General features: G+C 48.9%; 3 protein-coding genes and 1 pseudogene. 2 read left to right on the forward strand and 2 right to left on the reverse strand.

Annotation, left to right across the window (positions count from 1 at the left end):
• Positions 1–707, forward strand: a 707-nt coding sequence (locus H261_RS22520; protein WP_008622460.1) for a hypothetical protein, incomplete at its 5' end; no start/stop codon positions are given.
• An 81-nt stretch (positions 708–788) separates the two neighbouring features.
• Here H261_RS22520 and H261_RS22525 read toward each other — a convergent pair.
• The gene (locus H261_RS22525; RefSeq protein ID WP_040477333.1) at positions 789–1,370 is read right to left on the reverse strand and encodes a tyrosine-type recombinase/integrase; all 582 of its coding nucleotides are present in this window, start codon (positions 1,368–1,370) and stop codon (positions 789–791) included.
• Positions 1,371–1,732: 362 nt separating this feature from the next.
• On the opposite strand from H261_RS22525, the gene H261_RS22530 reads away from it, so the two are divergent.
• Positions 1,733–3,493 carry a DUF262 domain-containing protein gene (locus H261_RS22530; RefSeq protein ID WP_008622465.1) on the forward strand — a complete coding sequence of 587 codons (1,761 nt, stop codon included), beginning with the start codon at positions 1,733–1,735 and terminating at the stop codon, positions 3,491–3,493.
• A 63-nt stretch (positions 3,494–3,556) separates the two neighbouring features.
• Here H261_RS22530 and H261_RS26365 read toward each other — a convergent pair.
• Positions 3,557–3,786: pseudogene (locus H261_RS26365) on the reverse strand (DNA adenine methylase); the annotation flags it as partial.

Genomic DNA, 3,786 nt, shown 5'->3' on the forward strand with positions numbered 1-3,786 from the left:
ACGATTACATTCCGTATATGATGCCGCACGAAAATTATCATACATACCCTGATCGTTGGGTTGATCTTCCATCAAACGAGTTGCTGCTTGTGGAGATTTCTGCTGACGGAACGCTAACGGCCGAAAACATTACGGTCGTTAGGCAGTCAACTGACATGACGATTGAAGTCTCGTTTTATACGAAGGGTCGCGTTTGGATGAATTCATTATCTTGCACGATTAAATGGGTAGATAACTGCGTTTACACCAATATTTCGTTTGACCCATTTTTGTTGGGAGGAGGTTTGGATGCTGTAAAGCTCCAATTAGGTGTTATCTACGGCCAACTTCAGTTTCTGTCCGAACCGACAATCCACGCGGATTATATCGATCCAAGCCCTTATGTTCAGAAGGCTCGGGCCGACAGAGGCAAGAGCCCCCTGCCTGCATATCGGGTGATCCGCCCTGGTCAGACCGTCATGCATTACCGCAAAGGTGACGCAGCGGGTGGCACCAAGGTTGAGGCCGGCAGTGAGAGCAGTGAAAAATTCAAGGGCCGGGGAAAGGGCGTTCCAAAGTCACCCCACTGGAACCCTGGCTGCACCTACGCAAAGAAGAATGGGCGGATCGTCCACAAGCGTCCCTACCCGGTGAAGGGCGGGAAATGTCCCAACCCCATCCCGGTGCTGGCGTTGAAGCCCAACGAGGTTCAGTTCGTGTCCGACTAATCGATTGTCGGGCACCTCGTTGCCGGGGCAGGACTGATCATCCCGCCCCCGAACGATCCCGGCGGCCAACTGCGGCAGTGATCAAATCAAGTTGACCAGCTTCCGTTTGGCATCGCTGTCGCCCTCAATATACCTCGCCGTCATCGCTAGACTGGCATGACCGACCAATTGCTGGACATCCCTCAAACTGCCCCCGGCCATGCCCACCTTTTTGGCCGCCGTGGTGACGAAGGTCCGGCGACCGCTATGTGATGAGCACCCAAGAAATCCCAGCCGCTGATACAATCTGGAGAACCACGCGACGACGGTGTTCGCCGTCATCCCTACGCCGCGTTCGGAAAAAATTACGGGATGGTTTGGACTGCGAATTCCACGGCTATGGAGTTCGACCAGGGCGGCCCGTAGCTCCTTGTTTATTGGGATCGACCGACCCGATGCCCGTTTGGTGGCTTTATCCTCCAGGTGGATCATGTCGCCCACTTCGCCGGTCGCGGTCAGTACCATCGACCAGCGAACGCACGCAATTTCCTTGGCCCTCATCCCGGCCTTGGCCGACAGCAGGAACATCACCCGATCTCGTGCGGCATGTCGGGTCGATCCAAGATGAAGCAAAACGGTCGAGATTTGGGTCGCCGTGAGAACCTTTGCCTGCTTGCCTGCCATGATCGCTAACTCGTCATAAAATTAAAGCAGTAGATAACTTTAAAACGAGTATAGCAGCCGCGAATAAATCGGCCAAGGCCAGGGCATTGAAAAATATGGAGTAAATAGCAACTCGTTATGAAATACCTATTTCATGGCGAGTTTATTGTCGCGATGCGGATCGGCTTCATGCATAGCAACGATATCTCCCTCTTCATCAGCGGGACTGCGGGTGCAATGCTATGCAATGTCGGTGTAATCACGGATAATTCGTGCTGTTGCAGGTGAACAGTGACCGAGGTGCATTCCATTTCGCTGACCGAATCGATTGGAGTATCGTGTCCATCCACGCCACCTTTAGGTGCTGATGCTGATTGGGGGGAATGATGTCGTTTGAACGCCCTATAACGATTAAGGAAGCCATTGACAGAATCCAGGAGAAGCGGTTCCTCCTCCCCGCGATACAAAGGGAGTTTGTGTGGTCGGCGGACCAAATTGAATTGTTATTTGATTCGTTAATGCGTGGATATCCAGTTGGGTCATTCTTGTTCTGGAAAATAGACAATGACAGCCAAAAGCAATTCCAATTCTATGAGTTTCTACGCAACTATCATGAAAGAGATCAGATTCATAATCCAAAAGCAGACACAAAAGGCGTTGGCGACATAACTGCCATTCTAGATGGGCAGCAGCGGTTAACGTCCTTGCTTATCGGCCTTAAAGGAACATATGCATATAAGCTACCGAGGAAGAGGTGGAACAATGACGCGGCATTCCCGACCCGCCGGCTATTTCTCAATCTTCTTTCTCAGGCAGATAACAGTGATAGGGAGTATGACTTTAGATTTTTGACGAAGGAAGAGGCCTCTGATGGTGATGAGAAGACGCACTGGTTCCCAGTTGGGGATGTCCTAGACTTCTCAGAGCCACACAAGGTCAATGAATACCTAATCAAGCACGATTTGCTGTCAAAGCCAAAAGACGCAGCGATATTTGCGAACAAAGCACTTTTTAATTTACAAAAACTTGTTCACGATAAGGAGATAATAAATTACTTCCTTGAACGCGGCGAGTCACTTGATAAAGTGTTGAATATTTTTATTCGGGTTAACAGCGGTGGCACTAAGCTGAGTTACTCCGATCTCTTGCTGTCGATAGCGACCGCTCAGTGGAGCAAGCGGGATGCACGTGAGGAGCTTAATGATTTTGTCACGGAAATAAACCGCTCCGGTGGAGTATTTAATTTCGACAAAGACTTTGTGCTGAAGTCTTGCCTTGTTGTTTGTGGATTTAAGGACATCGCCTTTAAAGTTGACAACTTTAAAGATGAAAACATGAAAAAAATTGAGAAGGATTGGGATAATATAACCGCATCAATTCGCACCACCGTAAATCTTGCCGAGAGCTTTGGATACGACAGGGAGACGCTGACATCGAGCAACGCACTGATTCCCGTCGCTTACTATCTTCATCAGAACGGGACGCCTAAAAACTTTGTTGAATCCGGCAAATTCTCGGAAGCTCGGGCGAAAATCAGAAAGTGGCTATCTATCACACTCTTGAAGAGGACATTTGGAGGTCAGCCGGACAACGTTCTGCGTCCAGTCCGTCAGGTTCTTCAAAAACATGTCGGCGAACATTTTCCTTTGTCTGAGATTGCCAAAGAACTTAAATCAACAACGCGGCCGATTGCATTTGATGAAGGAGAGGTATCGGATTTGCTGTATAACGAATACGGCTGGAGTTACACATTTTCTGTGCTTGCCTTGCTGTATAAGCACCTGGACTTTAGAAACAAATTTCATCAGGACCATATTTTCCCGAAGAAGCTGTTTACAGAAGCACGCCTAAAGCGGCGAGGGATAAAATCAGATAAGATTGATTTTTTCCTTGAGCATTACAACAGAATTGGCAATCTCCAGCTAATAGAAGGGCTGCCTAATCAGGAAAAGTCCGCAAAGGAATTCGATGTTTGGTTTGGTGAAACATTTAAGTCGAAAGCGGATAAGGCAGCATATAGGGAGCGTCATTACATTCCTGATGTTGAATTCTCTCTTGAGAATTTCCAAACATTTATCGAAAAGAGGGAAGTAATTCTGGCTGAGCAGCTTTCTAAGGAACTACTCATAGAGAGAAAGCCTTAGCTTTTAAATGCATAGGGCTGGATGATTGCCATCCAGCCCTATGCACCATATACCACTGACCAATCAGGCGACCTGGATCATTCCTTCACCATCGCGATGCCAAGAACCACTGAACCGGCGGCCCAATGGGGTCATGCCAACTGCATCGGCCAGGGCATGTGAAAACACCAAAAGCTCGGCACCCAATTTGCCGGTTCCATAGGTCCAACTGGTAGCGACCATCGGATACCCTGCATAGAACCGCCGTACTGCCGGGGCGTCGTTATATGACAACAACCAGCACCCTGGTCGCG

The organism is Paramagnetospirillum caucaseum (genome assembly GCF_000342045.1).
Classification (GTDB): Bacteria; Pseudomonadota; Alphaproteobacteria; order Rhodospirillales; family Magnetospirillaceae; genus Phaeospirillum; species Phaeospirillum caucaseum.